At 72.2% G+C, this 22,910-nt stretch carries 21 protein-coding genes and 4 tRNA genes; 12 read left to right on the top strand and 13 right to left on the bottom strand.

Features of this window, described 5'->3' with window-relative positions:
* The first annotated feature begins 274 nt into the window (after positions 1-274).
* Positions 275-610, top strand: coding sequence for a PadR family transcriptional regulator (locus V1260_RS13595; protein WP_329747362.1), 336 nt, complete (start codon positions 275-277; stop codon positions 608-610).
* Positions 607-1,623, top strand: a complete 1,017-nt coding sequence (locus V1260_RS13590) for a permease prefix domain 1-containing protein (RefSeq protein WP_329747361.1) — start codon at positions 607-609, stop codon at positions 1,621-1,623. The genes V1260_RS13595 and V1260_RS13590 overlap by 4 nt, the downstream gene beginning before the upstream one ends.
* An 83-nt stretch (positions 1,624-1,706) precedes the next feature.
* On the opposite strand, the gene nrdE is transcribed toward V1260_RS13590, so the two are convergent.
* The 4 genes from nrdE to V1260_RS13570 all read right to left on the bottom strand — a co-directional run bounded on the left by nrdE (position 1,707) and on the right by V1260_RS13570 (position 6,728).
* Positions 1,707-3,839, bottom strand: coding sequence for a class 1b ribonucleoside-diphosphate reductase subunit alpha (gene nrdE, locus V1260_RS13585; protein ID WP_329747360.1), 2,133 nt, complete (start codon positions 3,837-3,839; stop codon positions 1,707-1,709).
* A 5-nt stretch (positions 3,840-3,844) separates the two neighbouring features.
* On the bottom strand, positions 3,845-4,243 hold the full coding sequence (nrdI, locus tag V1260_RS13580; protein ID WP_329747359.1) for a class Ib ribonucleoside-diphosphate reductase assembly flavoprotein NrdI: 399 nt from the start codon (positions 4,241-4,243) through the stop codon (positions 3,845-3,847).
* 22 nt (positions 4,244-4,265) lie between these two features.
* On the bottom strand, positions 4,266-4,523 hold the full coding sequence (gene nrdH, locus V1260_RS13575) for a glutaredoxin-like protein NrdH (RefSeq protein WP_329747358.1): 258 nt from the start codon (positions 4,521-4,523) through the stop codon (positions 4,266-4,268).
* A 717-nt stretch (positions 4,524-5,240) separates the two neighbouring features.
* Positions 5,241-6,728, bottom strand: coding sequence for a Gfo/Idh/MocA family protein (locus V1260_RS13570; RefSeq protein ID WP_329747357.1), 1,488 nt, complete (start codon positions 6,726-6,728; stop codon positions 5,241-5,243).
* Positions 6,729-6,954: 226 nt separating this feature from the next.
* Here V1260_RS13570 and V1260_RS13565 point away from each other — a divergent pair, with 226 nt between their 5' ends.
* Positions 6,955-7,629: a lysophospholipid acyltransferase family protein gene (locus V1260_RS13565; RefSeq protein WP_329747356.1), complete on the top strand. Its 675-nt coding sequence runs from the start codon at positions 6,955-6,957 to the stop codon at positions 7,627-7,629.
* Positions 7,630-7,710: 81 nt separating this feature from the next.
* Complete coding sequence (locus V1260_RS13560; RefSeq protein ID WP_329747355.1) at positions 7,711-8,094, top strand: universal stress protein; 384 nt, start codon at positions 7,711-7,713, stop codon at positions 8,092-8,094.
* 108 nt (positions 8,095-8,202) lie between these two features.
* Here V1260_RS13560 and V1260_RS13555 read toward each other — a convergent pair whose 3' ends face one another.
* Complete coding sequence (locus tag V1260_RS13555) at positions 8,203-9,696, bottom strand: catalase (RefSeq protein WP_329747354.1); 1,494 nt, start codon at positions 9,694-9,696, stop codon at positions 8,203-8,205.
* Positions 9,697-9,806: 110 nt separating this feature from the next.
* Positions 9,807-10,256 (bottom strand): Fur family transcriptional regulator, encoded by a 450-nt coding sequence (locus tag V1260_RS13550; protein ID WP_329747353.1) that lies wholly within the window; start codon positions 10,254-10,256, stop codon positions 9,807-9,809.
* A 109-nt stretch (positions 10,257-10,365) separates the two neighbouring features.
* On the opposite strand from V1260_RS13550, the gene V1260_RS13545 reads away from it, so the two are divergent.
* Together V1260_RS13545 and V1260_RS13540 are read left to right on the top strand one after the other, a co-directional pair.
* The gene (locus tag V1260_RS13545) at positions 10,366-11,550 is read left to right on the top strand and encodes a sensor histidine kinase (RefSeq protein WP_329747352.1); all 1,185 of its coding nucleotides are present in this window, start codon (positions 10,366-10,368) and stop codon (positions 11,548-11,550) included.
* Positions 11,547-12,233 (top strand): response regulator transcription factor, encoded by a 687-nt coding sequence (locus tag V1260_RS13540; RefSeq protein ID WP_329747351.1) that lies wholly within the window; start codon positions 11,547-11,549, stop codon positions 12,231-12,233. The genes V1260_RS13545 and V1260_RS13540 overlap by 4 nt, the downstream gene beginning before the upstream one ends.
* A gap of 56 nt (positions 12,234-12,289) precedes the next feature.
* Here the strand turns inward: V1260_RS13540 and V1260_RS13535 are convergent.
* The 4 genes from V1260_RS13535 to V1260_RS13520 all read right to left on the bottom strand — a co-directional run bounded on the left by V1260_RS13535 (position 12,290) and on the right by V1260_RS13520 (position 15,838).
* Positions 12,290-12,365: transfer RNA gene (locus tag V1260_RS13535), tRNA-Thr, on the bottom strand.
* A 128-nt stretch (positions 12,366-12,493) separates the two neighbouring features.
* Positions 12,494-14,128 (bottom strand): alpha/beta hydrolase, encoded by a 1,635-nt coding sequence (locus V1260_RS13530; RefSeq protein WP_329747350.1) that lies wholly within the window; start codon positions 14,126-14,128, stop codon positions 12,494-12,496.
* 70 nt (positions 14,129-14,198) lie between these two features.
* Positions 14,199-14,933: an ABC transporter permease gene (locus tag V1260_RS13525; protein ID WP_329747349.1), complete on the bottom strand. Its 735-nt coding sequence runs from the start codon at positions 14,931-14,933 to the stop codon at positions 14,199-14,201.
* Positions 14,930-15,838, bottom strand: coding sequence for an ABC transporter ATP-binding protein (locus V1260_RS13520; protein WP_329747347.1), 909 nt, complete (start codon positions 15,836-15,838; stop codon positions 14,930-14,932). The genes V1260_RS13525 and V1260_RS13520 overlap by 4 nt, the downstream gene beginning before the upstream one ends.
* Before the next feature lie 120 nt (positions 15,839-15,958).
* Here V1260_RS13520 and V1260_RS13515 point away from each other — a divergent pair, with 120 nt between their 5' ends.
* A complete protein-coding gene (locus V1260_RS13515) occupies positions 15,959-17,095 on the top strand; it encodes a sensor histidine kinase (protein ID WP_329747346.1) in 1,137 nt (378 codons plus the stop codon).
* Complete coding sequence (locus V1260_RS13510) at positions 17,077-17,760, top strand: response regulator transcription factor (RefSeq protein ID WP_329747345.1); 684 nt, start codon at positions 17,077-17,079, stop codon at positions 17,758-17,760. Before V1260_RS13515 ends, V1260_RS13510 begins: the two co-directional genes overlap by 19 nt.
* A gap of 230 nt (positions 17,761-17,990) precedes the next feature.
* Here V1260_RS13510 and V1260_RS13505 read toward each other — a convergent pair.
* Both V1260_RS13505 and V1260_RS13500 read right to left on the bottom strand, forming a co-directional pair.
* A tRNA-Asp gene (locus V1260_RS13505) sits at positions 17,991-18,064 on the bottom strand.
* A gap of 108 nt (positions 18,065-18,172) precedes the next feature.
* A tRNA-Glu gene (locus V1260_RS13500) sits at positions 18,173-18,245 on the bottom strand.
* Positions 18,246-18,403: 158 nt separating this feature from the next.
* Between V1260_RS13500 and V1260_RS13495 the strand changes: the two genes are divergently transcribed.
* From V1260_RS13495 to V1260_RS13485, 3 genes are all read left to right on the top strand, one after another.
* Positions 18,404-18,766 carry a metallopeptidase family protein gene (locus V1260_RS13495; RefSeq protein WP_329747344.1) on the top strand — a complete coding sequence of 121 codons (363 nt, stop codon included), beginning with the start codon at positions 18,404-18,406 and terminating at the stop codon, positions 18,764-18,766.
* A gap of 558 nt (positions 18,767-19,324) precedes the next feature.
* Positions 19,325-19,400 (top strand) — tRNA-Phe (locus tag V1260_RS13490).
* Between the two features lie 178 nt (positions 19,401-19,578).
* The gene (locus V1260_RS13485) at positions 19,579-19,809 is read left to right on the top strand and encodes a hypothetical protein (RefSeq protein ID WP_329747343.1); all 231 of its coding nucleotides are present in this window, start codon (positions 19,579-19,581) and stop codon (positions 19,807-19,809) included.
* A gap of 16 nt (positions 19,810-19,825) precedes the next feature.
* On the opposite strand, the gene V1260_RS13480 is transcribed toward V1260_RS13485, so the two are convergent.
* Entirely contained in the window at positions 19,826-20,419 is a 594-nt protein-coding gene (locus tag V1260_RS13480) for a MarR family winged helix-turn-helix transcriptional regulator (RefSeq protein WP_329747342.1), read from the bottom strand.
* A 99-nt stretch (positions 20,420-20,518) separates the two neighbouring features.
* On the opposite strand from V1260_RS13480, the gene V1260_RS13475 reads away from it, so the two are divergent.
* Complete coding sequence (locus V1260_RS13475) at positions 20,519-22,846, top strand: MMPL family transporter (RefSeq protein WP_329747341.1); 2,328 nt, start codon at positions 20,519-20,521, stop codon at positions 22,844-22,846.
* Positions 22,847-22,910: the final 64 nt, after the last annotated feature.

The following is a 22,910-nucleotide window of genomic DNA, read 5'->3' as shown; positions in this document are numbered from 1 at the left end:
GGGGTCGGAGTGGGGAGAGACCCGGGAGGGGTCCCGGGCGGCCGCCCTCGCGGGGCGGTGGCCTCACCGTAGGCGGGCGACCACCACATGTAGTGGTCACGGCGCGCCGACACCACGACATGATGTGGCGTCGTCGGCGCCGTGGTCCGCGAGATCGGGACCTCCGTCCCGCCGGGCGCCCGCTCGACACGGGCCCGGGCAGCCGACGTTGCCCCTCTTGCCGTACTACGCGTGCCGTAGTACGTTGGGCGAAACACAGAGAGGGGAGGAGCCCATGATCGGAGCGGATGCGATCCGCGGTCACATCGACCTGATCCTGCTCGCGGTCCTCGAGGAGGACCCCTCCTACGCCTACGAGATCTCCCGGATCCTCACCGAGCGGTCCCGCGGCGAGTACGCCATCAAGCAGACCACCCTCTACACCGCACTGAAGCGCCTCGAGGGTCAGAGCCTGCTCACCTCCCGGGAGGACCTCTCCCCCTCCGGGAAACCCCGCACCTACTACTCCCTGACCCCCGCGGGCCGCGAGCAGCTCGCGGCCAAGCGCTCCGAATGGCGCAGCACCCGAGCGCTCGTCGACCGCTTCACGGAAGGACCGGCCCCGTCATGACCGTCATCGACTCCTACCTCGACACCCTGTTCGCCCCCTATCCCGACACTCCCCGGATGCGCGAGGCGCGCTCCGAGCTGCGGGCGCTCATGGAGGACCAGCAGCAGGCGCTGATGGACGCCGGCCGGACCGAGTCCCAGGCCGTCGGCGCGGTCATCGCCGAGTTCGGCAGCCTCGAGGAGGTCGCCGCCGAGCTCGGGATCGGCGCCGAGCTCAGCGGCGGCTCCGGCGGCGCGCAGCCGGCCGCGGACCCCGCCCTCGATCGCGAGCAGGCCGAGCGGTACGTCGAGGCGATGCGCCGGGGCCGCTGGGTCCCGGCCGTCGCGATCCCGATGTTCGTGCTCGCCGCGCTGCCGCTGCTGTTCCTCATCGCCGTCAGCGGAGAGTCGCCGACGGGCTGGGCGCTCGGCGTCGGACTGACCACGCTGCTGGTGCTCGTCGCCGGTGGCGTACTGCTCCTGGTGCTCCACGGCAGTCGGATGGAGGAGCACGCGGAGGTGACCGAGGGCCGCTTCACCCTCACCCCGGCCGTGCGGGAGCTCGCCTCCTCACTGCGCCGGGAGCATCGCCGCGAGCGCGCCCTCGCCCTCGGCGCGGCGATCCTGCTGTGGATCCTCGCCGCGGTGCCGGTGATCCTCGCAGGGGTGCTGTCCGCCCCGGACTCCACGGCTCCGCTCTACGGCGTGTGCGGGACGCTCGCGATGGTCGCTCTCGGCCTGTTCGTCGTGCTGCGCTCGGGCTGGTCGGAGACCGCCGCCGGTACCCTACTGCAGGAGGCCGATGAGGACGATCTCGCCGCGACCAGCAGCTCCCCCGCGATCCGCGCGATCGCCGCACTGTACTGGCCCGTCGCCGCTGCGATCTTCCTGGGCTGGAGCTTCCTCACCGGGGACTGGGGCATCACCTGGGTGGTCTGGCCGGTTGCGGGCGTGCTCTACGGGGGCCTGTGGTCGCTGAGCGCGGCGATCGGCTCGTCGGACGACGCGCAGCGGTCCCCGGCCCGCCGCGCCTGAGACCCGGAACGCCGACGGGCGGGCCTCCCCGTAGGGAGACCCGCCCGTCGGCGTGAGCGTCGGCCGTCGGCCGGGAGCTCGGGTCAGAGCATGCAGCTGACGCAGCCCTCGACCTCGGTGCCCTCGATCGCCATCTGGCGCAGGCGGATGTAGTAGAGCGACTTGATGCCCTTCCGCCAGGCGTAGATCTGCGCCTTGTTGACGTCGCGCGTGGTCGCGGTGTCCGGGAAGAACAGCGTCAGCGACAGGCCCTGGTCCACGTGCTTCGTGGCCTCGGCGTAGGTGTCGATGATCTTCTCGTAGCCGATCTCGTACGCGTCCTCGTAGTACTCGAGGTTGTCGTTGGTCATGAACGGCGCGGGGTAGTAGACCCGGCCGATCTTCCCCTCCTTGCGGATCTCGATCTTGGAGACGATCGGGTGGATAGACGAGGTCGAGTGGTTGATGTAGGAGATGGAGCCGGTGGGCGGCACCGCCTGCAGGTAGGCGTTGTACATGCCGTGGGCGCGGACGTCCTCGCGCAGCTGCTTCCAGTCGTCCTGGGTGGGCAGGTGCACGGAGGAGTTCTCGAACAGGCCGCGGACCTTCTCGGTGCGGGGCTCCCACACCTGGTCGATGTACTTGTCGAAGTACGCGCCGGTGCCGTAGGTCGACTTCTCGAAGTCGTAGAAGGTCTCCCCGCGCTCCTTCGCGATCCGGTTCGACGCCTTGATGGCGTGGTACGTGACCGCGTAGAAGTACATGTTCGTGAAGTCCAGGCCCTCGTCGGAGCCGTAGTGGATGGCCTCGCGGGCGAGATAGCCGTGCAGGTTCATCTGGCCCAGGCCGATCGCGTGCGAGCGGCGGTTGCCCTCGGCGATGGTCGGCACCGACTCGATGTCCGAGTGGTCCGACACCGAGGTCAGGCCTCGGATCGCGGTCTCGATGGTGCGCGCGAAGTCCGCCGAGTCCATGGTCTTGGCGATGTTCAGCGAGCCCAGGTTGCAGGAGATGTCCCGGCCCAGCTCGTCGTAGCTGAGGTCCACGTTCATGGTCGAGGGCGTGGAGATCTGCAGGATCTCGGAGCACAGGTTCGAGTGGGTGACCTTGCCGGCGATGGGGTTCGCGCGGTTCACGGTGTCCTCGAACATGATGTACGGGTAGCCGGACTCGAACTGGATCTCGGCGAGGACCTGGAAGAAGTCGCGGGCCTTGATCTTCTTCTTCGCGATCCGCGGGTTGTCGACCATCTCGTGGTAGACCTCGGAGACATTGACGTCCGCGAAGGGCTTGCCGTACTCGCGCTCCACGTCGTACGGGGAGAACAGGTACATCGGCTCGTTGTTCTTGGCGAGCTCGAAGGTGATGTCGGGGATCACGACGCCGAGCGAGAGGGTCTTGATGCGGATCTTCTCGTCCGCGTTCTCGCGCTTGGTGTCCAGGAACCGCAGGATGTCCGGGTGGTGCGCGTGCAGGTACACGGCGCCGGCGCCCTGACGGGCCCCGAGCTGGTTCGCGTACGAGAAGGAGTCCTCGAGCAGCTTCATCACGGGGATGACGCCGCTGGACTGGTTCTCGATGTGCTTGATCGGGGCGCCGTACTCGCGGATGTTCGAGAGCAGCAGCGCCACGCCGCCGCCGCGCTTGGACAGCTGCAGCGCGGAGTTGATCGAGCGGCCGATCGACTCCATGTTGTCCTCGATGCGCAGCAGGAAGCACGAGACGAGCTCGCCGCGCTGGGCCTTGCCGGCGTTGAGGAAGGTGGGGGTCGCCGGCTGGAAGCGACCGTCGAGGATCTCGTCGACCAGGTCGCGGGCCAGCTGCTCATCGCCCTCGGCGAGGGTGAGCGCCACCATGACCACGCGGTCCTCGAAGCGCTCGAGGTACCGCTTGCCGTCGAAGGTCTTCAGCGTGTACGAGGTGTAGTACTTGAACGCGCCGAGGAAGGTCGGGAAGCGGAACTTCTTCTCGTAGGCCTGCTCGGAGAGCGACTTGATGAAGTCGAAGCTGTAGCGCTCGAGGACCTCGGGCTCGTAGTACTTGTTCTCGACGAGGTAGTCGAGCTTCTCGCGCAGCGAGTGGAAGAACACGGTGTTGGGGTTCACGTGCTGCAGGAAGTACTCGCGGGCGGCGAGGCGATCCTTCTCGAACTGGATCTTGCCGTCCGCTCCGTAGAGGTTCAGCATCGCGTTGAGCGCGTGGTAGTCGAGCTGCTTGTTGTGCTCGAGGGGGGGCATCTCGGTCAGTGTCGCCAAAACTCTTCCAATCCGTCGTGGACCCGCTGGACGTCGCGCGGGGTTCCGAACAGCTCGAATCTGTACATGTGGGGGACGCTGCACTTGGCGGAGATGATGTCCCCCGCCAGGCAGTACGCCTCCCCGAAGTTGGTGTTGCCCCCGCTGATGACGCCCCGGATCAGGGACCGGTTGCGTTCGTCGTTGAGGAACTTGATGACCTGCTTGGGTACGGCGCCGCGGCCGTTGCCCCCGCCATAGGTCGGGACCACCAGGACGAACTCCTCGTCGGCGACGAGGGGTTCGTCCTGGGCGTAGAGCGGGATGCGCGAGGCCGGCATCCCGAGCTTCTCGACGAAGCGGTGGGTGTTTCCCGAGACCGAGGAGAAGTAGACGAGCCGGGTCACGCCGACACCTCCCGCGGCCGGATCAGATCGCGGTGGCGCGACGCTGCTCGGCGCCGGCGCCCGCGAGCGCCTTGATCTTGTCCGGGCGGAAGCCGGACCAGTGGTCCTGCCCGGTGATGACCACGGGGGCCTGCACGTAGCCCATGGACTTGATGCGCGCGAGGGCCTCGGCGTCCTCGGTGATGTCGACGACGTCGTAGGCGACGCCGGCCTTGTTGAGGGCGCGCTTGGTGGCATCGCACTGCACGCAGAGGGGCTTGGAGTACACGGTGATGTCCACGGGAAGGTGGCCTTTCTCGAGCGCCGCGCCGACGGCGCGTGGAAGGGGAGTGTCGGAGACGTGCAGGGAGTTGTGAGCGGCTCGCGAGGAGCCTGGTCGCCGCGCTCCGGGAGTGCCCGCCCACCTCCGCATCGATGGTTCCCGATGCGGTGGCGGTTCCCCGGACGGACCCGGTGAGGATCGGTGAGGATCGGTGAAGACCGGACCGCCGCGACCTCTCCAACACTACACCTAGTGGTGGGTCGACGCAGCGACCACAAGATGTACTGAGTTACAACACTGTCATCCACAACGCGCTGTTGACGGGCTGTGGACGGATCGGGACCGATGGGGACGGACGACGCCCTCCCCGCACGAACGCCGAGGCACCGTGCACAAACCAGTGTGGACGAGGGGTCCGACAGCCCTCCGGGCCGGTGGACGACGGACCGCGCAGAGTGCCGATCCGGGCCTCTCGGAGGTCCGGATATGACTCCGATCTCGGGTCGATCCGGCGTGTCCCCCGGCGTGTCCCACAGTCCGTCCCCGGCGTGTCCCCAGAGCGCCCGGGCGTGTCGCGGCGCGGCGCTCCCGGACGGTCGGGCGACGGCGCTCCCGGACGGTCCGGGGACAGAGCGGACGATCCGGGGGACAACGCCCGGAGACGACGCGACCCCCGCGGCCCGAGGGCGGCGGGGGTCGAGCGGCATGGCGGCGAGCGGTCGCCGGGCCTTGCGGTCAGCGTGTGGGGTCGCGCGGCTCCTCGACGGACCACACGTCGACGATCTCGCCGGTGTGCTCGGGCGGGAGCGGGGCGGCGGCGGGAGCGGCGGGTTCGTCCGTGTCAGCCGGGGACGGCTCCGACGGGGCGGGCTCATCCGATGCGGGCGCCGCCTCGGCCCGAGGCGCGGGGTCGGACTCGGGCGCGGGGTCGGAGTCGGGCGCGGGGTCGGAGTCGGGCGCGGGGTCGGAGTCGGGCGCGGGGTCGGAGTCGGGCGCGGGGTCGGAGTCGGCCACGACGACCGGTGCCACCGCCGGGCGCTCCGCCACGGACTCCTCCGCCGTCGGCTCCTCCGCCGGCGCCTCTTCCGGATCCGCCTCGAGGCTGCGGCCGTCGGCCTCCACCACCGCGGCGAGGACCTCCCGCAGCAGGGTCACCTGGGTGCGCGCCGAACGGGAGCCGGCGATCGGGGCCTCCCCCTTCTCCACGAAACGGTGGAAGGCCTCCCACATCGCCTCGGCCGAGCCGAGCCCGGCGACGGTCTCGAGCTCCTGCACCACGCCGGACTTCTTCTCGCGCAGCGAGAGCGTCGAGCGGCGATCGCCGTGAGACGGGGCGTGCAGCTCGACGAGCAGGCGACGGCGCGCGGAGAGCACCGAGAAGCGCTCCGCGTACTCGGGCGCGAAGGGGAGGTAGTGCCACACGAGCCGCACATGGGCCCCGCCCTCGAGCTCGCCGAGGATCTCGAGCGAGCCGGGGATGACGCCCTTCGGCCACTGGCGCACCGCGCTCAGGCGGGCGATCGGCCCGTAGACCGCCTCGAGCACCGCCATCTGGTGGGCGACCCCGGTCAGCAGGCCCTTGACGTAGAGGTCCCGGTCGCGCTGAGTGGCGGCCTCCCCCGAGCCGGCCTTCACCGCGGCCTGCAGCGCGTTGCGCCGCTCGGCCCGCACCTCCGAGGGCAGGTCGTAGGCGGAGGTGGTCACGTGCGCGCCACCGAACAGCGGCTGGCTGGCGGGCATGAGCACCTCGTGGTCGACCATCCGCACGTCCTTGACCGCGATCTGCTCGGCGATGCGCGCCACCGACTCGTCGTACTGCTGCGGGTACGCCATCATCACGAGGTTGCGGCCGGTCAGCCGCTCGAACTCGACGACCCGGTCGATCTCCTCGGCGGAGTAGCCCAGCGGCGGCTCGACCAGGACCCGGATGCCGCGGCGCAGGAGCGCGATCAGGTCCTCGACATGGAGGCCGTCGGTCGAGAGCACCGCGGCGTCGATCGTGACGGTGCGGGCGCGGATCGCGGCGATCAGCGCCGCGACGTCCTCGTACCGCTTCTCCTCGGGGAGGCCCCAGGACTCGGCCGACTCGCGCCGACGGCGCTCGGAGTGGTCGACCAGCGCGGCGATGGAGAAGCGGTCCCAGCGCCGACGCAGCACGGGCAGGTGCACCGCCTGCGCCATGGTTCCGGCGCCGATCACGGCGATGTTGACGATCTTCGGCATCGAGGGCTCCTCGGGATCCAGGACCGGGGCGCTGCGGCGGACCGTCCGGTCCGGCGCGCGCACCGCCGTCGGCGCGCCACGGATCAGCGGCCGACGCATGCCTGTTCTACCACACGGGCCCGGGTCCTTCCCGCCCCCACCTGCGGTGCCACGTGGGCGTCCGGACGACCGGTGGAAAGCGGCGGCTATCGTGGGGCGCAGCCTCGCCCCACCCAGGAGAACGTCAGTGTCCAACGCCTTCTACTTCGGTGCCCGCGGTCTCGTGCGGCCCTTCGTCCGTCTGGTCTGGAATCCCCGGGTCACCGGGCTCGAGAACGTGCCGCGCACCGGCGGCTTCCTCATCGCGTCGAACCACCTGGCCAACGTCGACAGCTTCCTGGTCCCCGTGGTCATGCCGCGCAAGGTGCGGTTCGTGGCCAAGGAGTCGCTGTGGACGCAGAAGGGTCCCCTCGGGGCGATCCTGCGCTTCTTCTTCACCCAGGTCGAGGCCGTGCCGGTGGACCGCGAGGCGCTCGCCTCCGGCAAGGGCGCGATGCAGGCGGCGCTCTCGATCCTGCAGGACGGCAACGGCTTCGGCATCTACCCCGAGGGCACGCGCTCCAAGGACGGCCTGCTCCACCCCGGCAAGCAGGGCGCGGCCTGGCTCGCCCTCGAGTCCGGTTGCCCCGTGATCCCCGTCGGGGTGAAGGGCACCCAGGAGCTCTTCGGGCCCGGCCGGGCCCGCCGCGGCTCCGTCAGCATCCGCGTGGGTGCCCCGATCGACTTCTCCGACCTCGACCCGGCCGCCTCCAAGGGGCTGCGCCGCCGACTCATGACGGCACGCATCATGGACGAGATCCAGGCGCTCTCGGGCCAGCGCCGCTCCGACGAGCCCTCCCCCGACTCCCCCACCGGGATCTGAGGGCCGGGACCGGCGCGGCCCCGGCGACGGTCGGGTGCCCGTAGGATTCGAGGGGTCGGGTCCCGGCCGGAAGGAGTGCACATGGCGGTCGTCGTCGGATTCATCCCCACCGAGGTGGGCTTCGCCGCGCTCGCGGCGGCCCGCACCGAGGCCGAGCTGCGCGGCGGCCCCCTCGTGGTCGTCAACGTCGTGCGGGACGGGGTCGAGGACGACCCCCGCCATGCCGACGAGCAGCAGCTCGAGATCGCCCGCGACCAGCTGCGCAAGGCCCGTGTCCGCGTCGAGATCCGCCAGGAGCGGACCGAGGAGGACATCGCCGACACGCTGCTGCGCGTCGTCACCGAGGAGCGGGCCGAGGTGCTCGTGCTCGGCATCCGTCGGCAGAACGACCTGGCCCGCCACCTGCTGGGGCTGACCGTGCAGCGACTCCTGCTCTCCTCCCCGAGCGACGTGCTGGTGGTCTGAGCGACGGGCCGCTCCTCCGAGCGCCCCGCCCCGACCGACGCGCCGACCAACGACAGCGGCCCGCCTCCCGGAGGAGGCGGGCCGCCGTCGTTCAGCCGAGGGCTCGGATCACTCGTCGACCGGATCGGCGCCGGGGACCTGCTCCTCGCGGCCGGCCGTCACCGCCGCCTCGATCGCCGCCCCGACCTCCTGGTCGATGTTCTTCCAGTACTGGAAGGCGTTCGAGAGCACGGGCTCGGCGACGGTGGAGAGGGCGCCGGAGACGGTCTCGATCAGACGCTGGCGAGCCGCCTCGTCCATGACCTCACGGATCAGGGTGTGGGCCTGGCCGAAGTCGTCGTCCTCGGCGTGGAGGGTGTAGGCGGAGCGGACCATGGCGCCGTCCGCCTCCCAGCCATTGTCGACCGGCCCCTGCTCGTCCTGGTACGCCCGACCGAAGGAGTTCGGCGCGTACACCGGCGCGTCGCCGCTGTGGAGGAACTGCATCGCGCCCTCCTTGTCGTACGAGTTCGTGACGACGACCGGGCGGTTCACAGGCAGCTGGTTGAAGTTGGTGCCCAGGCGGTTGCGCTGCGCATCCGGGTAGGAGAAGACGCGGCCCAGCAGCATCTTGTCCGGGGAGACGCCCGTGCCCGGCACGGTGTTCGAGGGGCTGAAGGCGGCCTGCTCGATCTGCGCGTAGTGGTTGGTCGGGTTCTGGTTCAGGGTGAACCGGCCGACGGGGATGCGCGGGTAGTCCTTCTTCGACCAGGTCTTGGTGAGGTCGAAGGGGTTGAAGCGGTAGGCCTTCGCCTCCTCGTAGGGCATGACCTGGACCTCGAGCTTCCAGGAGGGGAAGTCTCCGCCCTGGATGGCCTCGAAGAGGTCGCGGCGGTGGTAGTCCGCATCCGAGCCCGCGAGCTCGCCGGCCTCCTCGTTGGAGAGGAACTCGAGGCCCTGCTCGGTGAGGAAGTGGTACTTGACCCAGAACTTCTCGCCGGCCTCGTTGACCCACAGGTAGGTGTGCGAGGAGTAGCCGTTCATGTGGCGCCAGGTCTTGGGCAGGCCGCGGTCGCCCATGAGGTAGGCGACCTGGTGGGCGCTCTCCGGGGAGAGGGTCCAGAAGTCCCACTGCATGGTGTTGTCGCGCAGGCCGGAGTCGGGCAGGCGCTTCTGGGAGTGGATGAAGTCGGGGAACTTCATCGGGTCGCGCAGGAAGAAGATCGGGGTGTTGTTCCCGACGATGTCGAAGTTCCCCTCCTGGGTGTAGAACTTCAGCGCGAAGCCGCGCACGTCCCGCCAGGTGTCGGGTGAGCCCAGCTCACCGGCGACGGTCGAGAAGCGGGCCAGCATCGGGGTCTTGGTCCCCTTCTGGAACAGGCCGGCCTTCGTGTACTGCGAGACGTCCTCGGTGATCTCGAGCTCGCCGAAGGCGCCGGAGCCCTTCGCGTGGGGGCTGCGCTCCGGGATGCGCTCGCGATCGAAGCGGGCGAGCTTCTCGACGAGCGCGACGTCGTGGAGCATGAGCGGGCCGTCGGCGCCGACGCTCAGCGAGTGCGCGTCGGACTCGCGGGGCGCTCCGGACTCGGTCGTGGACGGGAGGGACGGGTCGAACTCGGTCATCATCTTCTCCTGGATTCGGCGGAGTTCCTGACTGGTGTCACGAACTTCTGACGGACGGGTGGCTGGGGGTCCTGGGGCACCGACGGGCGGCGGCTCAGGGGGACTGGGGGTCAGGCGGTCCCGGGGACGCTCTCGGCCCGGTGGCGGGCGAGGCAGTCGGAGCAGAGGCCCCGATAGACGACGTCGGCCACCTCGATCGCGAAGCCGTGGTCCTCGTGCGGGAGCAGGCAGGGCGCGGCGCCGACGGCGCAGGGCACGTCCTCGAGGCGGCCGCACTCGCGGCACACCAGGTGATGGTGGTTGTCGTGCCGGTGCAGCTCGTACTGCATGCTGCGGCCGCCGACGGACACCCGCCGCAGCAGCTCCTCATCGGAGAGCGCGTTGAGCACGTCGTAGACGGCCTGCCGCGAGACGGTGCCGAGCCGCTCGCGGACGGCCTGTGCGATCGTGTCGGCATCGGCGTGCGGATGCTCGGTGACCGCGTCGAGCGTCGCGAGCCGCGGAGCGGTCACGCGCAGACCGGCGCCCCGGAGGGCGGCGGTGTGGTCGATGCTCGGCATGCCGCCACCCTATCCCCATTCTCTGGACAAGATCAAGAAAAGGGGTGGGGCCAGTTCGCCCGGTGATGAGGCCCCTGTCCGTCGGACCCCGCGGCGCTAGCCTGTACCGGTGATCGACCCCCGCGCCGCGCCGCCGCCCCCGGCCGCTCGCGGCCGCGCCTGGTTCATGGTCCCCCGCCTCGGCGGCTGGGCGGTCAGCGCCGCGCTCTCCGGCCTCATGCTCGTGGCTGTCCTGCCGCTGGCCTCCTGGGCCAGCACGCGCGCGGTGGTCGTCGGCGTCCTGCTGAGCCTCGCCGCCGGCCTCTCCCTCCACCGGCCGCTGCTGGCCTCGGCGGGCATCGCCCTCGTCCTCACCGCCGGGATCGGCCACACGCCCGCCCCCGCGAGCACGGGCCTGATCGCCAGCTTCGTCGCGATCGTCTCGTGCGCCGCCCACGGGCGCCTGCTGTGCTCGATCCTGCTCTCCGTGTGGCTGGTCAGCCCGCCCGTCATCAGCGCCGCGCTGCGCGGCTCCTCCCCGGAGTACATCGTCTCGGAGACTATGCTGCGGGTGGTCGTGCTGACCGCCGCGGTGCTCGCCGGCACCTGGGGCCGGACGATGCTCGACCGCGCCCTCGCCGAGCGGGAGCGCCGCATCGCGGATCTCGCCGAGCAGCGTCGGGCGATCGCGCGCGAGCTCCACGACACGGGCGTGCGGGCCATGACCCAGGTGGTGATGCTCGCCGAGAACGCGAGCCGGCGCGAAGGGGTCGCGGCACCCGACGCCGCCGACTTCGCCCGCATCGCCACCACTTCCCGGGATGCCGCCGAGGAGCTGCGCGGGCTGCTGGACAGCCTGCGCGAGGAGGACGAGCGGCCGCTTCCCGCCCGACGGGACGCGGAGCCCTCGGTCACCGCCCTGCTCGAGGAGTTCCGCACGCAGCTCGCCGAGGAGGGCTTCGCCGCCCGGCTCGCGATCGACTCCGAGCAGCTCGAGCTGGTGGACCGCACGGGCGTGCTGCGCCGCTGCCTCGGCGAGATCCGCGCGAACCTCGTCCGTCACGCGAGCCGCAGCACCCCGGTTACGGTGATGGTCGAGCAACGTCCCGGCCCGCCCCGGCCCGAGGTCGACCTGGCCGTGTGGAACGGTGTGGAGGCCTCGGACCGGCGGGGCCCGCGCGGTGGAGCCGGACTCGACGGCATGCGCGAGCGCCTCACCGCGATCGGCGGCACCCTCGCCGTCCGCCAGGAGGGACGCAGTTTCCTCACCCGCCTGACCGTCCCCGCCTCCGACGAGATGACCCCCTCCCGATGATCACCGTGATGCTCTGCGACGACGACCCGATCGTCCGCTCCGCCCTCGCCGCCTACCTGTCCCGCGAGGACGACCTCGAGCTGGTGGCGTCCGTCGGCACCGCCGACGAGGCGCTGCAGGTCCTGGCCGCGGACCCGCCGGAGCTGGTGCTGATGGATCTCGCCCTGCCGGGGATGGACGGCATCGACGCGACCCGTCTCGTGCGCGAGCGGCACCCGGGGACGACGGTGGTCATGCTGACCACCTTCGCGACCGACGAGCAGCTGCGCCGCGCCCTCGGCGCGGGCGCGGCCGGATTCCTGCTGAAGTCCTCCTCCCCCGAGGCGCTCGCGGCCGCGATCCGCGCCGCCCGCTCCGAGGCCGGCACCGTCATCACCCCCGAGCTCGCCGCGCGCCTCGCGGCGTCACCCGGCGCCTACCGGCCGCGCGGGGTGCTGACGGCGCCGTCGGCGGAGGACCTCATCGCCGAGCTGTGCCTCACCGCGCGGGAGATGCAGGTGCTCACGTTGCTGTGCGGGGCGGAGTCCAATGCGGGGATCGCCCGCGCCCTAACGCTCTCGGAGTCGACGGTGAAGTCGCACATCTCCTCGCTCATGGCGAAGCTCGACTGCGGCTCCCGCCTGCAGGTGGCGCTCACGGCCTTCGAGCGCGGACTCGTCGAGCCCCCGCAGCCGGGCGCCTGAGACCCGGAGGATGCGGACGGCCCGGTCTCCCCTGCGGGAGGACCGGGCCTGACCTGTGGAGCCGCCTGCGGGAATCGAACCCGCGACCTATTCATTACGAGTGAATCGCTCTGCCGACTGAGCTAAGGCGGCGTCGCCTGCACGCAGGCGGACCGGATCACTGTACGGGAGGCCGGGCGACGGGCGCAAAGCGTCCCGCCGCGATCCGCGTCACCCTGCCCGCCCCGCCCCGACCGGCGTGGGGAGGAGCGCGGGCCCCGTCAGCAGACCGTGCCCTCCTCGGGCACCGCCGCGTCGAGCAGGTAGCGGTCCACGTGCTGCTCGATGCAGCCGCCGGAGCGTCCGTAGGCCGTGTGCCCGTTCGCCTCGAAGGTCAGCAGCACCCCGCCCTCGAGCTGCCCGGCGAGCGACTCGGACCAGGCATAGGGGGTCGCGGGATCGCCCGTGGTGCCCAGGACCAGGATCGGCCCGGTGCCCGCGGCGCTGATCGGCGCGCTCTCCCGCAGCGGCGGGACGGGCCACACCGAGCAGGCCGTCCCGGAGTGGGCGAAGCCGGGCCCGAACACCGGATCGGCGGCGGCGAGCTCGGCGGCCCGCTCGTCCTGCCAGGCGGGGTCGGTGACCGCGGGGCGGTCCAGGCAGCTGATCGCGGACATGACCTCGTTCGAGTTCGTGCGGTAGCTGCCGTCCGAGCGGCGCTGCGCGGACTGGTCGGCGAAGGTCAGCAGCTGCGTGCCGTCGCCGTCGGCCGCGTCGGCGAGCGCGGAGCGGCCGAATTCCCACAGCGCGTCCGAGTACATCAGGCTCATGAGGGCCGAGCGGGCGAGGGCGCCGGTCAGCGGGCGGTCGGGGTCGGAGGTCGGCAGGGGCTCGGCGTCGATGTCGGCGAGCAGGTCCGCGAGCTGCTGGAGGGCGGTGTCGGCGTCCCCCTCGAAGGGGCAGTCCGTGCCGGCGGCGAGGCACGAGGCGAGGAAGGCGTCGAGAGCGCGGCGGAAGCCGTCGGCCTGCCCCGCGGCGTACTCGTCCAGGGTGAGGGTCGGGTCGACCGCCCCGTCGAGCACCATGTGGCCCACGCGCCCGGGCTGCTGCTCGGCGTAGAGCGCGCCGAGGAAGGTGCCGTAGGAGTACCCGAAGTAGTCCAGCTTCTCCTGGCCGAGCGCCGCGCGGAGCACGTCCATGTCGCGGGCGACGGAGGCGGTGTCGAGGGCGGGCAGGAGCTCGGCGTCGTCGGCCTCGCAGCCGGCGGCGAGCCGCTCCGCCCCCTCGAGCACCCCGGCCCGGATCTCCGCCGGGTCGGTCGCGGTGAGGGTGTCGGCGCGGTACGCATCGGTCTCCGCATCGCTCAGGCAGTCCAGGCCCTCGGAGCCGTTCACGCCGCGCGGATCGAAGCCGACCTGGTCGTAGGTCTCCATCACCTGCGGGGAGACGATCGTGGCCATGGTGTCGACGTAGTCGGTGCCGGACGCCCCGGGCCCGCCGGGATTCATGACCAGGGCCTTCCCGCCGTCGCCGGTCGCCGGGATGCGCGCCACCGCGATCTCGAGATCGCCGGCCGACGGGTCGTCCCACAGCCGCGGGACGGTGAGGGTGCCGCACTCCTTGCGGGGGTCGTTGGCCTGCTCGCACTCGCCCCACTCGATCTCCTGCTCGTAATACGCGGCGTAGGCGGGATCGGTCGCGGGATCCGCGGGGAGGTCCGCGGCGTGGGAGGCGCCGACCTCGGTCCGCTCGGGCCCGCCGGACGCGGTGGCGGTCTCGCCGCCGGTCTCCTGTCCGCCTCCGTCGGAGGCCCCGGGGTCCGCCCCGCGGGTGCACCCCCCGAGCACGAGCGCTCCGGCGGCGGCGACGGCGAGCAGGGAGGCGAGCCGACGACGGCGAGCGGCGGGACGGGGCATGCGTGGGTCTCCTGGGGAGGGGTGCGCGGGGCGAGCGCCATCCTAGAGGCCGACCCCGGACCGCGCCCGGTCAGGGGATCTCGCGGAGGCACCAGCGGCGCGCGCCGACGACGAGCGGCGCGACCGCCAGGAGCAGCACGGCGACCGCCTCGGGGGCCCCGGCCGTGCCGGAGACCGCGGCGACCGCCGCGCCGGGCAGGTCCAGCGCCCGCACCAGCGTCTGCAGCGCCTCGACGCCGGTCAGGGCGGCGAGGGAGCCGGCGAGGGCCACCACGATCGGCAGCGCGATCGCGACGACGAGGGCGACGGGCACGGACTGCAGCAGCACCCCGGCGGCGAGGCCGAGCAGGAGCTGCGCCGCGAGCACGGCGCCGAGCACCCGCAGCATCCCGCCGACCTGCGCGAAGTCGGCGCCGTCCCCGAGCAGCGTCCCGCCCGCCCAGGTCATCAGCAGGGAGAGCAGCAGCGCGAGGAGGCTCACCGCCGCGCCGAGGCCCGCACCCGCCAGGAGCCGCCCGCCGAGCAGCCCGAGGCGACCGGGGCGGAGCAGGACGCTCTGCTGGATCGACCCGTCGGACCAGCCGCCCGCGATGACCGTCACCGCGAGCACGGGGAGCACCAGGCCGAGCGCCGACCGGGCGGCGGCGAGGGTGAGCCCCGCCTCGGAGACGCGGGTCGGGGACACGAGGGGCTGGGCGAGGCCCGCGGTGGTGGCCACCAGCACGATCAGCGCGCACGAGAGGGCGAGGACGAGACCGCCGCCGCGGGTGTCGAGGTGGGCGCGGAGGTCGAGATCGGGCCTCACCGCAGCGCCCCCGTCGGCGCGGTGAGGGCGAGCAGGACGTCCTCGAGCCCCGCATGGTCGGGATCGCCGAGGGATGTGAGGACGAGCTGCTCGCGCAGGGCGAGCCGGCCCATGTCCTCGGCAGCGAGGGACACCGCGAGCTGCCCGTCGGCGCGCGGCTCCGAGGCGATGCCGTGGCGGTCGAGCGCCGCGCGCAGCGCCAGCATGTCCGTCGCGGCGACGCGGGTCCCGCGCTCGAGGCTGATCTCCTCGAGGGTCCCCTCGCGCACGAGCCGACCGCGGGAGATGACCACGAGGCGGTCCACGGCGGCCTGCACCTCCCGGAGCTGGTGGCTCGTGACCAGGACGGTGCCGCCGGCGTCGGCGAAGGAGCGCAGCAGGCGGCGCAGCCAGCGGATCCCCTCGGGGTCCAGTCCGTTCGCGGGCTCGTCGAGCACGAGCGCGGCGGGGTCGCCGATCAGCGCGACCCCGATGCCGAGCCGCCGGAGCAGGCCGGGCGAGTAGGCGCTGACCCGTCGGGTCGCGGCCTCCTCGAGCCCGACCTGCTCCAGGACCGCCTCGGCCCGCTCGACGGGGACGCCGACGGTGCGGGCGGCGAGGCGGAGCGTCTCGATCCCGGTGCGCCCGCCGTGCAGGGAGCGGGCGTCGAGCATCACGCCGACGGTCCGCCCGGCCCGCGGCAGGTCCCGGTAGCGACGACCGCCGACGAGGGCCTCGCCGCGGTCGGCGGCGGTGAGACCCGTGAGGATCCGCAGGGTCGTGGTCTTGCCAGCGCCGTTCGCGCCGAGGAGGCCGGTGACGGTCCCGGGACGACAGCGGAAGTCGAGCTCGTCGACGGCCATGCTGCCGGCGTAGGTCTTCACGAGGCCCCGCACCTCGAGGGGCACGGCGGTGCTGGAGGTCATGGCTCCACGATCGACCCCGGCGGCCGGCGCGCCCAGGGACCGAGGGCCAGCGGAGGAGTCGACCATCGTCGGTCCCCGCAGCGCCGATCGGCGCAGGTGAGCGCCGCTAGGCTGGCGGACGTGGACGAACTCGGGGCGCCGGAGCGCAGACGCTGGCAGGAGGTGCTCCTGCTCGTGGCGGTGCTCGCCGAGACGGTGGTCTCCGCCCTGCTCGCCGGCTCGTGGGTCGGTCTGCTGCAGTCCGCCGCGATCGGCGCAGGCGGGGTCGCCCTGCTGTGGCGGCACCGGCACTGGCACTGGATGCTCCCGGTCCTGCTGGTGCTCAACGCCTTCGCCTGGTCGATCGTGCTGCTGGTGATCGTGCCCTACGCCTACGCGACACGTTCGCCGCGCCGGCTGCCCACCTTCCTGGTGGCCGTGCTCACGGCCCTCTCCGGGCTCGCCCCGCTCACCTGGACCGAGCTCGGCGACGACCACCTCGTCGGCGCCACGGGCGCCGCGCTGACCGTGCTGATCGTCGCGGCCTCCGCCGCGACCGGCATGTACACCGCGACGCGGCGCATGCTCCTCGCCCAGCTGCGCCAGCGCGCGGAGCAGGCCGAGTCGGGGCAGGCCGTCGCCCAGGACCAGGCCCGCCGGGCCGAGCGCACGCGCATCGCCCGCGAGATGCACGACATCGTCGCCCACAAGATCTCCCTGGTCGCCCTGCAGGCGGGGGCGCTCGAGGTGAACCCCTCCCTCGACCGCGAGCAGGTCCAGCAGTCCGCAGCGCTCATCCGGGAGACGGCCACGACCGCCCTCTCCGAGCTGCGGGAGGTGCTGGGGGTGCTCCGCGGCGACGGCGAGGAGGCACCGCTCGCCCCGCAGCCCACCTGGGAGGACGTGCGACGCCTCGTCGTCACCTCGCAGGAGGCCGGCATCTCGGTTGAGCTTTTCGACTTCATCGACGACCCGGTCCCCGATCCGCTGGCCCGCACCGTCTACCGGGTGGTGCAGGAGGGGCTGACCAACATCCACAAGCACGCCCTGCACACCCGGGCGAGGGTGGCGCTCATCGGCGAGCCCGGCACCGACCTGGTCGTCGAGATCAGTAATGTGCTCCCCAAGGGGTTCACCACCGATCTGCCGGGGGCGCGGATGGGGCTGTCCGGCATCGAGACCAGGGTGACCCATGCGGGCGGGACGATCACGTCCGGCCCCACCGACGACGGACGATTCGAAGTGAAGGCGGTGATCCCATGGCCGACGGCACCGTGACCCGGGTGGGACTGATCGATGACGACTCCCTGGTGCGAGCGGGCCTCGCCATGATCCTCGGGGCCGACCCCGGCATCGAGGTGGTCGGGCAGGGGTCCGACGGCGCCGAGGCCGTGGCGCTCGTGCACAAGCACCGGCCCGACGTGCTGCTGATGGACGTGCGCATGCCCAAGCTCGACGGCATCGCCGCGACGCGCGCGGTGAGCGCCCTGGCGAACCCGCCGAAAATCATCATGCTGACCACGTTCGACATGGACGAGTACGTCTTCCAGGCGCTCGAGGCGGGCGCCAGCGGCTTCCTCCTCAAGGACACCCCGCCGCAGGACCTCGCCCGCGCCGTGCACGTGGTCGCGGGCGGCGATGCCATGCTTTCCCCCGCCGTGACGCGGCGGATGCTCACCCACTTCTCCGAGGCGAACCCCGGCAGCCGCCAGGACCGACATCCCGGGCTGGAGCTGCTCACCGAGCGGGAGACCGAGGTGCTCGGCGCGGTCGGCGCAGGGCTCTCGAACGCCCAGATCGGCATGCGGCTGTTCATGAGCGAGGCGACCGTGAAGGCGCACGTCTCGAAGATCTTCGCGAAGCTCGACGCGACCAACCGGGTGCAGATCGCGATCATCGCCCACGAGGCCGGCCTCAGCGACCTCGACGCCGCCCCGGAGTGACCCGCGGGGGCGGGGGCCGCCCCCGGGGCCTCCCGCGCCCGGGCCGCCCTCCATCCCCCACCCCACCTCACCTCGCGTTACCCGCTGGTCATGTGCGCCTGTGTTCCCTCCACGGAACACAGCTGCACATAACTCGCCGGTAACGGCCGCGGGGGCTGCGCGGGGACGGTGCTCCCGCGCCCGGGAATGCGAGAAGCCCCGGAACGATGTTCCGGGGCTTCCTCTGGGGGCGACCCTGACCGGGCTTGAACCGGCGACCTCCGCCGTGACAGGGCGGCACTCTAACCAACTGAGCTACAGGGCCAATCTCGTCGATCTGCCTCTCGGCCTTTCGACTCGGATAACTCTACCGGAGCTTCCTGGCGGTCACGACCACTTTGGCTGTGAGCCGCCTCGCATCTCCGCAGAGCAGTACCCCCAACGGGATTCGAACCCGTGTCGCCGGCGTGAAAGGCCGGTGTCCTGGGCCACTAGACGATGGGGGCCCGGGGCAGGAACTGCCCGGGGACGAGCATAACCGCGCGCACCGCTCGCCCGCCTCCTTGTTCCCCGGCGATGCGGCGCACGCGACATGCAGCGGAGGCGGCCCACCTCGTGACCGGGACGCTCCGGAGCGCCCAGGGCCCCGTGGTTCGATGAGCGCATGATCCGCATCAGCCGTGAGGAGTTCGAGGAGGCCGTCGACGACGCGCTGGACTCGCTCCCCGAGGAGATCGCCCGAGCGATCGCGCAGGCGAACGTCGCGATCCTCGTCGAGGAGGAGCCGGACGCGCACGCCGACGGGACCGAGCTGCTGGGCCTGTACGTCGGGATCCCACTCGATCAGCGCAGCGTCTTCGCGGGGTACGCCGAGCCGGACCGGATCCTCATCTTCCGCGGGCCGCTGCAGCGGATGGCGCGGAGCCGTGAGCATCTCGTCGAGCAGATCGCGGTGACGGTCCTGCACGAGCTGGGGCACCTCTTCGGGCTGAGCGATCGCCGCCTCCACGAGCTGGGCTGGGGCTGATCGGGCCCCGACGAGGTGCTGCTGCGCACCCGGGGGCGGCTGGCAGGAGTTCAGCGTCGAGCGGGCGTCGGGGCTGCGCCGCCTGGACCCCTCGGCCGCCCCGGTGACGACGGCGCTCGGCGTGCTCGGCATGCCCGGCTTCACCGCGTATGCGGGACTGCTCATGATCGGTCGTCCGCAGCCCGGCGAGACCGTCGCGGTGGCGACGGGATCGACGTCTGCTTCGAGACTGTCGGCGGGGCGGTGTGGGATGCGGTTACGGCGCTCCTGAACGAGTTCGCCCGGGCGCCCGTCTGCGGTCTCGCCGCGGGCTACAACGCGACCGCGCTGCCCGAGGGCCCGGGCCGCAGCAGCGCCCTGATGGGTCAGGTGCTCTCCCGCAGCCTCACCCTGGGCGCCCGAGGCCTTCGTCGGGATGCTGCGCGGAGAGAATCTCGGCAAGGCCTTGATCACCATCGCCTGAGCACTCCGCCGTGGCGTGCCTCTCACCGCGAGATCTCGGGTGGGAGCACGCCCCGCGCGGCTGTTACCCTGGTCCTCGGTCGCCACGGCGGCCACGGCTCTGTAGCTCAGTTGGTAGAGCGTTCGACTGAAAATCGAAAGGTCACCGGATCGACGCCGGTCGGAGCCACCACCCCGAAGCCCCCTGGTCACCCAGGGGGCTTCGTCGTTCCTGGGGGTCGGCTCGACCTCCGGCGGCGCGTCCTCTGGGGGCTGCCCCCCGGGCGGATGGGGAGTCCTCCCCGTGGCGCGCGACCGACGGGTGCCGTGGAATGGTCCCGTCACGCCGGGCCGATCCGCAGGAGCAGCTCATGCCTCGCAATGCCGATCCCGACGGGCCCCGGGCCCGCTCACTGCATCGCCGCCTCGCGATCCTGTGCGGTGCGGTCGCCGTCGCCTGGCTCGCGATCGCCCTCGGCAGCTCGGCGCTGCCCACCGGATCGATCCCCTCGATGGTGCTGCTGGGGCTCGCCGCTCCGGTCTTCGCGACCCTCGCCCTGCTCCACGCCCGCTCGGGCTGGGGCCGCTCCCTGCGGCGCTGAGCCCCGAGGCGGAGCGTCAATCCTCCGCGGACTCGGCCCAGTCCACCCCGTCCATCGAGAGCCGCTGCGCCATGTCCTCGAGGAAGTCGATGACGACTCGGCGCTCCCCGGGAGCGAGCCGACGAGCGGCCTCGACCCGGCGGGCCTGCTGCGCTCCGACCGTGCGCAGGGCGGCGGCGCGGGTCGACGGCTGGACCGCGAGCACCGTGGCGCGGCGGTCCGACGGATGGGGCTCGCGCCGCACGTGACCCGCCCGCTCGAGGCGATCCAGCAGCTTGGTGGTCGAGGCGGTGGAGATCCCGAGGGCACGCGCGAGGGAACCGGGGGTGGCAGGCGTCCCCCTGTTCCCGGCGACGATCAGCACGTGCAGAGCCCGCATGTCGGTCTCGCCCAGCTCCATGTAGCGCAGCGAAGCCTCGGCGAGCGCCTTCTCGGCGGCACGCAGACGCACAAGAGCGGCCATGACCGCGTCGATCTGGGCCACGTCCTCGTCGGCGAGTCCGCTGCGGTCCACGAGCTCTCCGCGGGGATCGCTCGCCGCGAGGCTGAACAGCGACGTCCCGAGGTCGGGGTCGGTCCGCTCTCGCTCACTCCCGGGGTCCGCTGCCATGGGAGGCATGGTAGCCCCACCTCTCTCACGAGGTAGATATCTAGCCAAGCTAGCAATGTGTGCGAGACTGGGCCGACTCCGTCCGCGAAGGGACACACCATGCCGCATTCCGCCTCCTCCCCCGCTTCGCCCTCTTCCCCCGCTTCCCCCGACCCTGCCGCTCCTGGCGCCCCGTCGGGTGGAGCCTCTGCGCACTCCGGCTCGCCGCAGAGCGGCGGGCGTCGGCATCGCCGAGACCTGCCCCGCACGCCCCGGGCGCTGCGCATCCTGCTGCCGGCGCTGCTGATCGTCGGCTGGCTCGCGCTCGCAGGGGTGGGCGGCCCCTACTTCGGGCGGGTCGACGAGGTCTCCTCGAACGACCGCACGGCCTATCTGCCCGAGTCCTCCGAGGCGACCCGCGTCGCGCAGCTCGCCCCCGAGTTCACCGGTTCCGATGCGATCCCCGCAATCATCGTCATCACCTCCCCCACCGCGATCGACGCGGAGTCCTCTGCGGCGATCGAGCAGGCCACCGCCGATCTGGCCCAGCTCGAGCAGGTCCGCGGCGACATCTCCCCGCCGATCACCTCCGAGGACGGACTCGCGGTCCAGGTGTTCGTGCCGCTGGACGCTGAGACGGACCTCGCCGAGGCGACCACCGCCATCCGGGCCGAGCTCGAGGCCGATCTGCCGCCGGGCCTCACCGGGTACGTCACCGGGCCCGCGGGCTTCTCCGCCGATCTCGCCGAGGCCTTCGCCGGGATCGACGGCCTGCTGCTGGGCGTCGCCCTCGCTGCCGTGCTGCTGATCCTGGTGGTGGTCTACCGCTCGCTGCTGCTGCCCGCCGTCGTGCTCGCCACCAGCATGTCCGCCCTGTGCGCGGCGCTGCTGCTGATCTGGCACCTGGCCGCCGCCGATGTGCTGCTGCTGTCCGGCCAAACCCAGGGCATCCTGTTCATCCTGGTGATCGGCGCGGCCACCGACTACTCCCTGCTCTACGTCGCCCGGTACCGCGACGAGCTGCGCCGCACCGCGAGCCGCTGGACGGCCACCACGAGGGCCCTGCGCGGCACGATCGAGCCCGTCCTCGCCTCGGGCGGCACGGTGATCGCGGGACTGCTGTGCCTGCTGCTCTCCGACCTGCGCTCCAACAGCTCCCTCGGACCGGTCGCCGCGGTCGGCATCCTGTTCGCGATGGCGGCCGCCCTGACCTTCCTCCCCGCCGCGCTGCTGCTCCTCGGCCGTACGGCGTTCTGGCCCCGTCGGCCGCGGCTTGAGACCGGGGCCGACGGCGGGGCCGATCCCCACGGCGGGTCCGCCTCCGACGGCGGGGCCGAGACCGGGACGTCGGGCCACGGCGTCTGGGAGCGCATCGCCCGCGCCGTCCGCCGCCGCCCGCGCCCGGTGTGGGTGCTGACCGCGCTGGTCCTCGCCGTCGGCGGGATCGGCCTGGTCCAGCTCGAGGCCGACGGGGTCCCGCAGTCGGATCTGGTGCTCGGGGAATCCTCGGCCCGGGAGGGGCAGGCCGTGCTCGGCGAGCACTTCCCCGCCGGTGCCGGCTCCCCCGTCCAGGTGCTCGTCCCGGAGACGGACCTGCAAGCCACGGCGGATCTGCTCGCCGCGACCGACGGCATCGACTCCGTCGCGGTGACCGCCGCGGACTCCCCCAGCGGCTCCGCCCCGGTGACCGCCGACGGGATCCAGCCCCTCGGCCCGCCTGGGAGCCCCGCCCCCGAACCGACCGTCGTCGACGGGCAGGTGCTGCTGCAGGCGACGCTGTCCAGCGCGCCGGATTCCCTCGCGGCGGAGGAGACGGTCCGCGAGCTGCGCGGCGAGCTCGCGGCGCAGGATCTGCCCGCCCTCGTCGGCGGCACCACGGCGACCGCGCTGGACACGGACGAGACGTCCGTGCACGACCGCGCGCTGATCATCCCGATCGTCCTCGTGGTGATCACGGTGATCCTCATGCTGCTGCTGCGCGCGATCCTCGCCCCGCTGCTGCTGATCGCCACGACGGTGCTGTCCTTCGCGACGGCGCTCGGGATCTCCGCGCTCGTGTTCGAGCACGTATTCCGCTTCCCCGGCGCGGATCCCGCCGTCCCCCTGTACGGCTTCGTGTTCCTCGTCGCCCTCGGGATCGACTACAACATCTTCCTCATGACCCGGGTGCGGGAGGAGTCCCTGCGGCACGGGACGCGGGACGGGGTGGTCCGCGGGCTCACCGTGACCGGCGGGGTCATCACCTCCGCCGGCCTGGTGCTCGCGGCGACCTTCGCGGCCCTCGGGGTGATCCCGATCCTGTTCCTCGCCCAGATCGCGTTCATCGTCGCCCTCGGCGTCCTGCTGGACACCTTCGTGGTCCGCACCCTGCTGGTGCCGGCCCTCGCCCTCGACCTCGGTCGGGTCATCTGGTGGCCCTCGGCGCTGTGGCGACGCGGGAAGCCGTGAGCCGGGCGCTCCACCACCACTCGCCGCGGTCGCTCCGCAGGTCCTCCCGGAGCGACCGCGGCGA

Origin of the sequence: Brachybacterium sp. J144 (genome assembly GCF_036321705.1) — a bacterium.
Classification (GTDB): Bacteria; Actinomycetota; Actinomycetes; order Actinomycetales; family Dermabacteraceae; genus Brachybacterium.
This window is presented reverse-complemented; position numbering and strand designations above follow the sequence as displayed.

What these genes read in the sequence shown, in the direction of transcription:
- V1260_RS13550 (WP_329747353.1), bottom strand. Translation starts at nt 10,256, where the DNA reads ATGCCGAGCATCGACCACACCGCCGCCCTCCGGGGCGCCGGTCTGCGC.
- V1260_RS13555 (WP_329747354.1), bottom strand. Translation starts at nt 9,696, where the DNA reads ATGACCGAGTTCGACCCGTCCCTCCCGTCCACGACCGAGTCCGGAGCG.
- V1260_RS13495 (WP_329747344.1), top strand. Translation starts at nt 18,404, where the DNA reads ATGATCCGCATCAGCCGTGAGGAGTTCGAGGAGGCCGTCGACGACGCG.
- V1260_RS13595 (WP_329747362.1), top strand. Translation starts at nt 275, where the DNA reads ATGATCGGAGCGGATGCGATCCGCGGTCACATCGACCTGATCCTGCTC.
- V1260_RS13510 (WP_329747345.1), top strand. Translation starts at nt 17,077, where the DNA reads ATGGCCGACGGCACCGTGACCCGGGTGGGACTGATCGATGACGACTCC.
- V1260_RS13520 (WP_329747347.1), bottom strand. Translation starts at nt 15,838, where the DNA reads ATGACCTCCAGCACCGCCGTGCCCCTCGAGGTGCGGGGCCTCGTGAAG.
- V1260_RS13530 (WP_329747350.1), bottom strand. Translation starts at nt 14,128, where the DNA reads ATGCCCCGTCCCGCCGCTCGCCGTCGTCGGCTCGCCTCCCTGCTCGCC.
- V1260_RS13570 (WP_329747357.1), bottom strand. Translation starts at nt 6,728, where the DNA reads ATGCCGAAGATCGTCAACATCGCCGTGATCGGCGCCGGAACCATGGCG.
- V1260_RS13590 (WP_329747361.1), top strand. Translation starts at nt 607, where the DNA reads ATGACCGTCATCGACTCCTACCTCGACACCCTGTTCGCCCCCTATCCC.
- V1260_RS13560 (WP_329747355.1), top strand. Translation starts at nt 7,711, where the DNA reads ATGGCGGTCGTCGTCGGATTCATCCCCACCGAGGTGGGCTTCGCCGCG.
- V1260_RS13540 (WP_329747351.1), top strand. Translation starts at nt 11,547, where the DNA reads ATGATCACCGTGATGCTCTGCGACGACGACCCGATCGTCCGCTCCGCC.
- nrdE (WP_329747360.1), bottom strand. Translation starts at nt 3,839, where the DNA reads ATGCCCCCCCTCGAGCACAACAAGCAGCTCGACTACCACGCGCTCAAC.
- V1260_RS13475 (WP_329747341.1), top strand. Translation starts at nt 20,519, where the DNA reads ATGCCGCATTCCGCCTCCTCCCCCGCTTCGCCCTCTTCCCCCGCTTCC.
- V1260_RS13480 (WP_329747342.1), bottom strand. Translation starts at nt 20,419, where the DNA reads ATGGCAGCGGACCCCGGGAGTGAGCGAGAGCGGACCGACCCCGACCTC.
- V1260_RS13485 (WP_329747343.1), top strand. Translation starts at nt 19,579, where the DNA reads ATGCCTCGCAATGCCGATCCCGACGGGCCCCGGGCCCGCTCACTGCAT.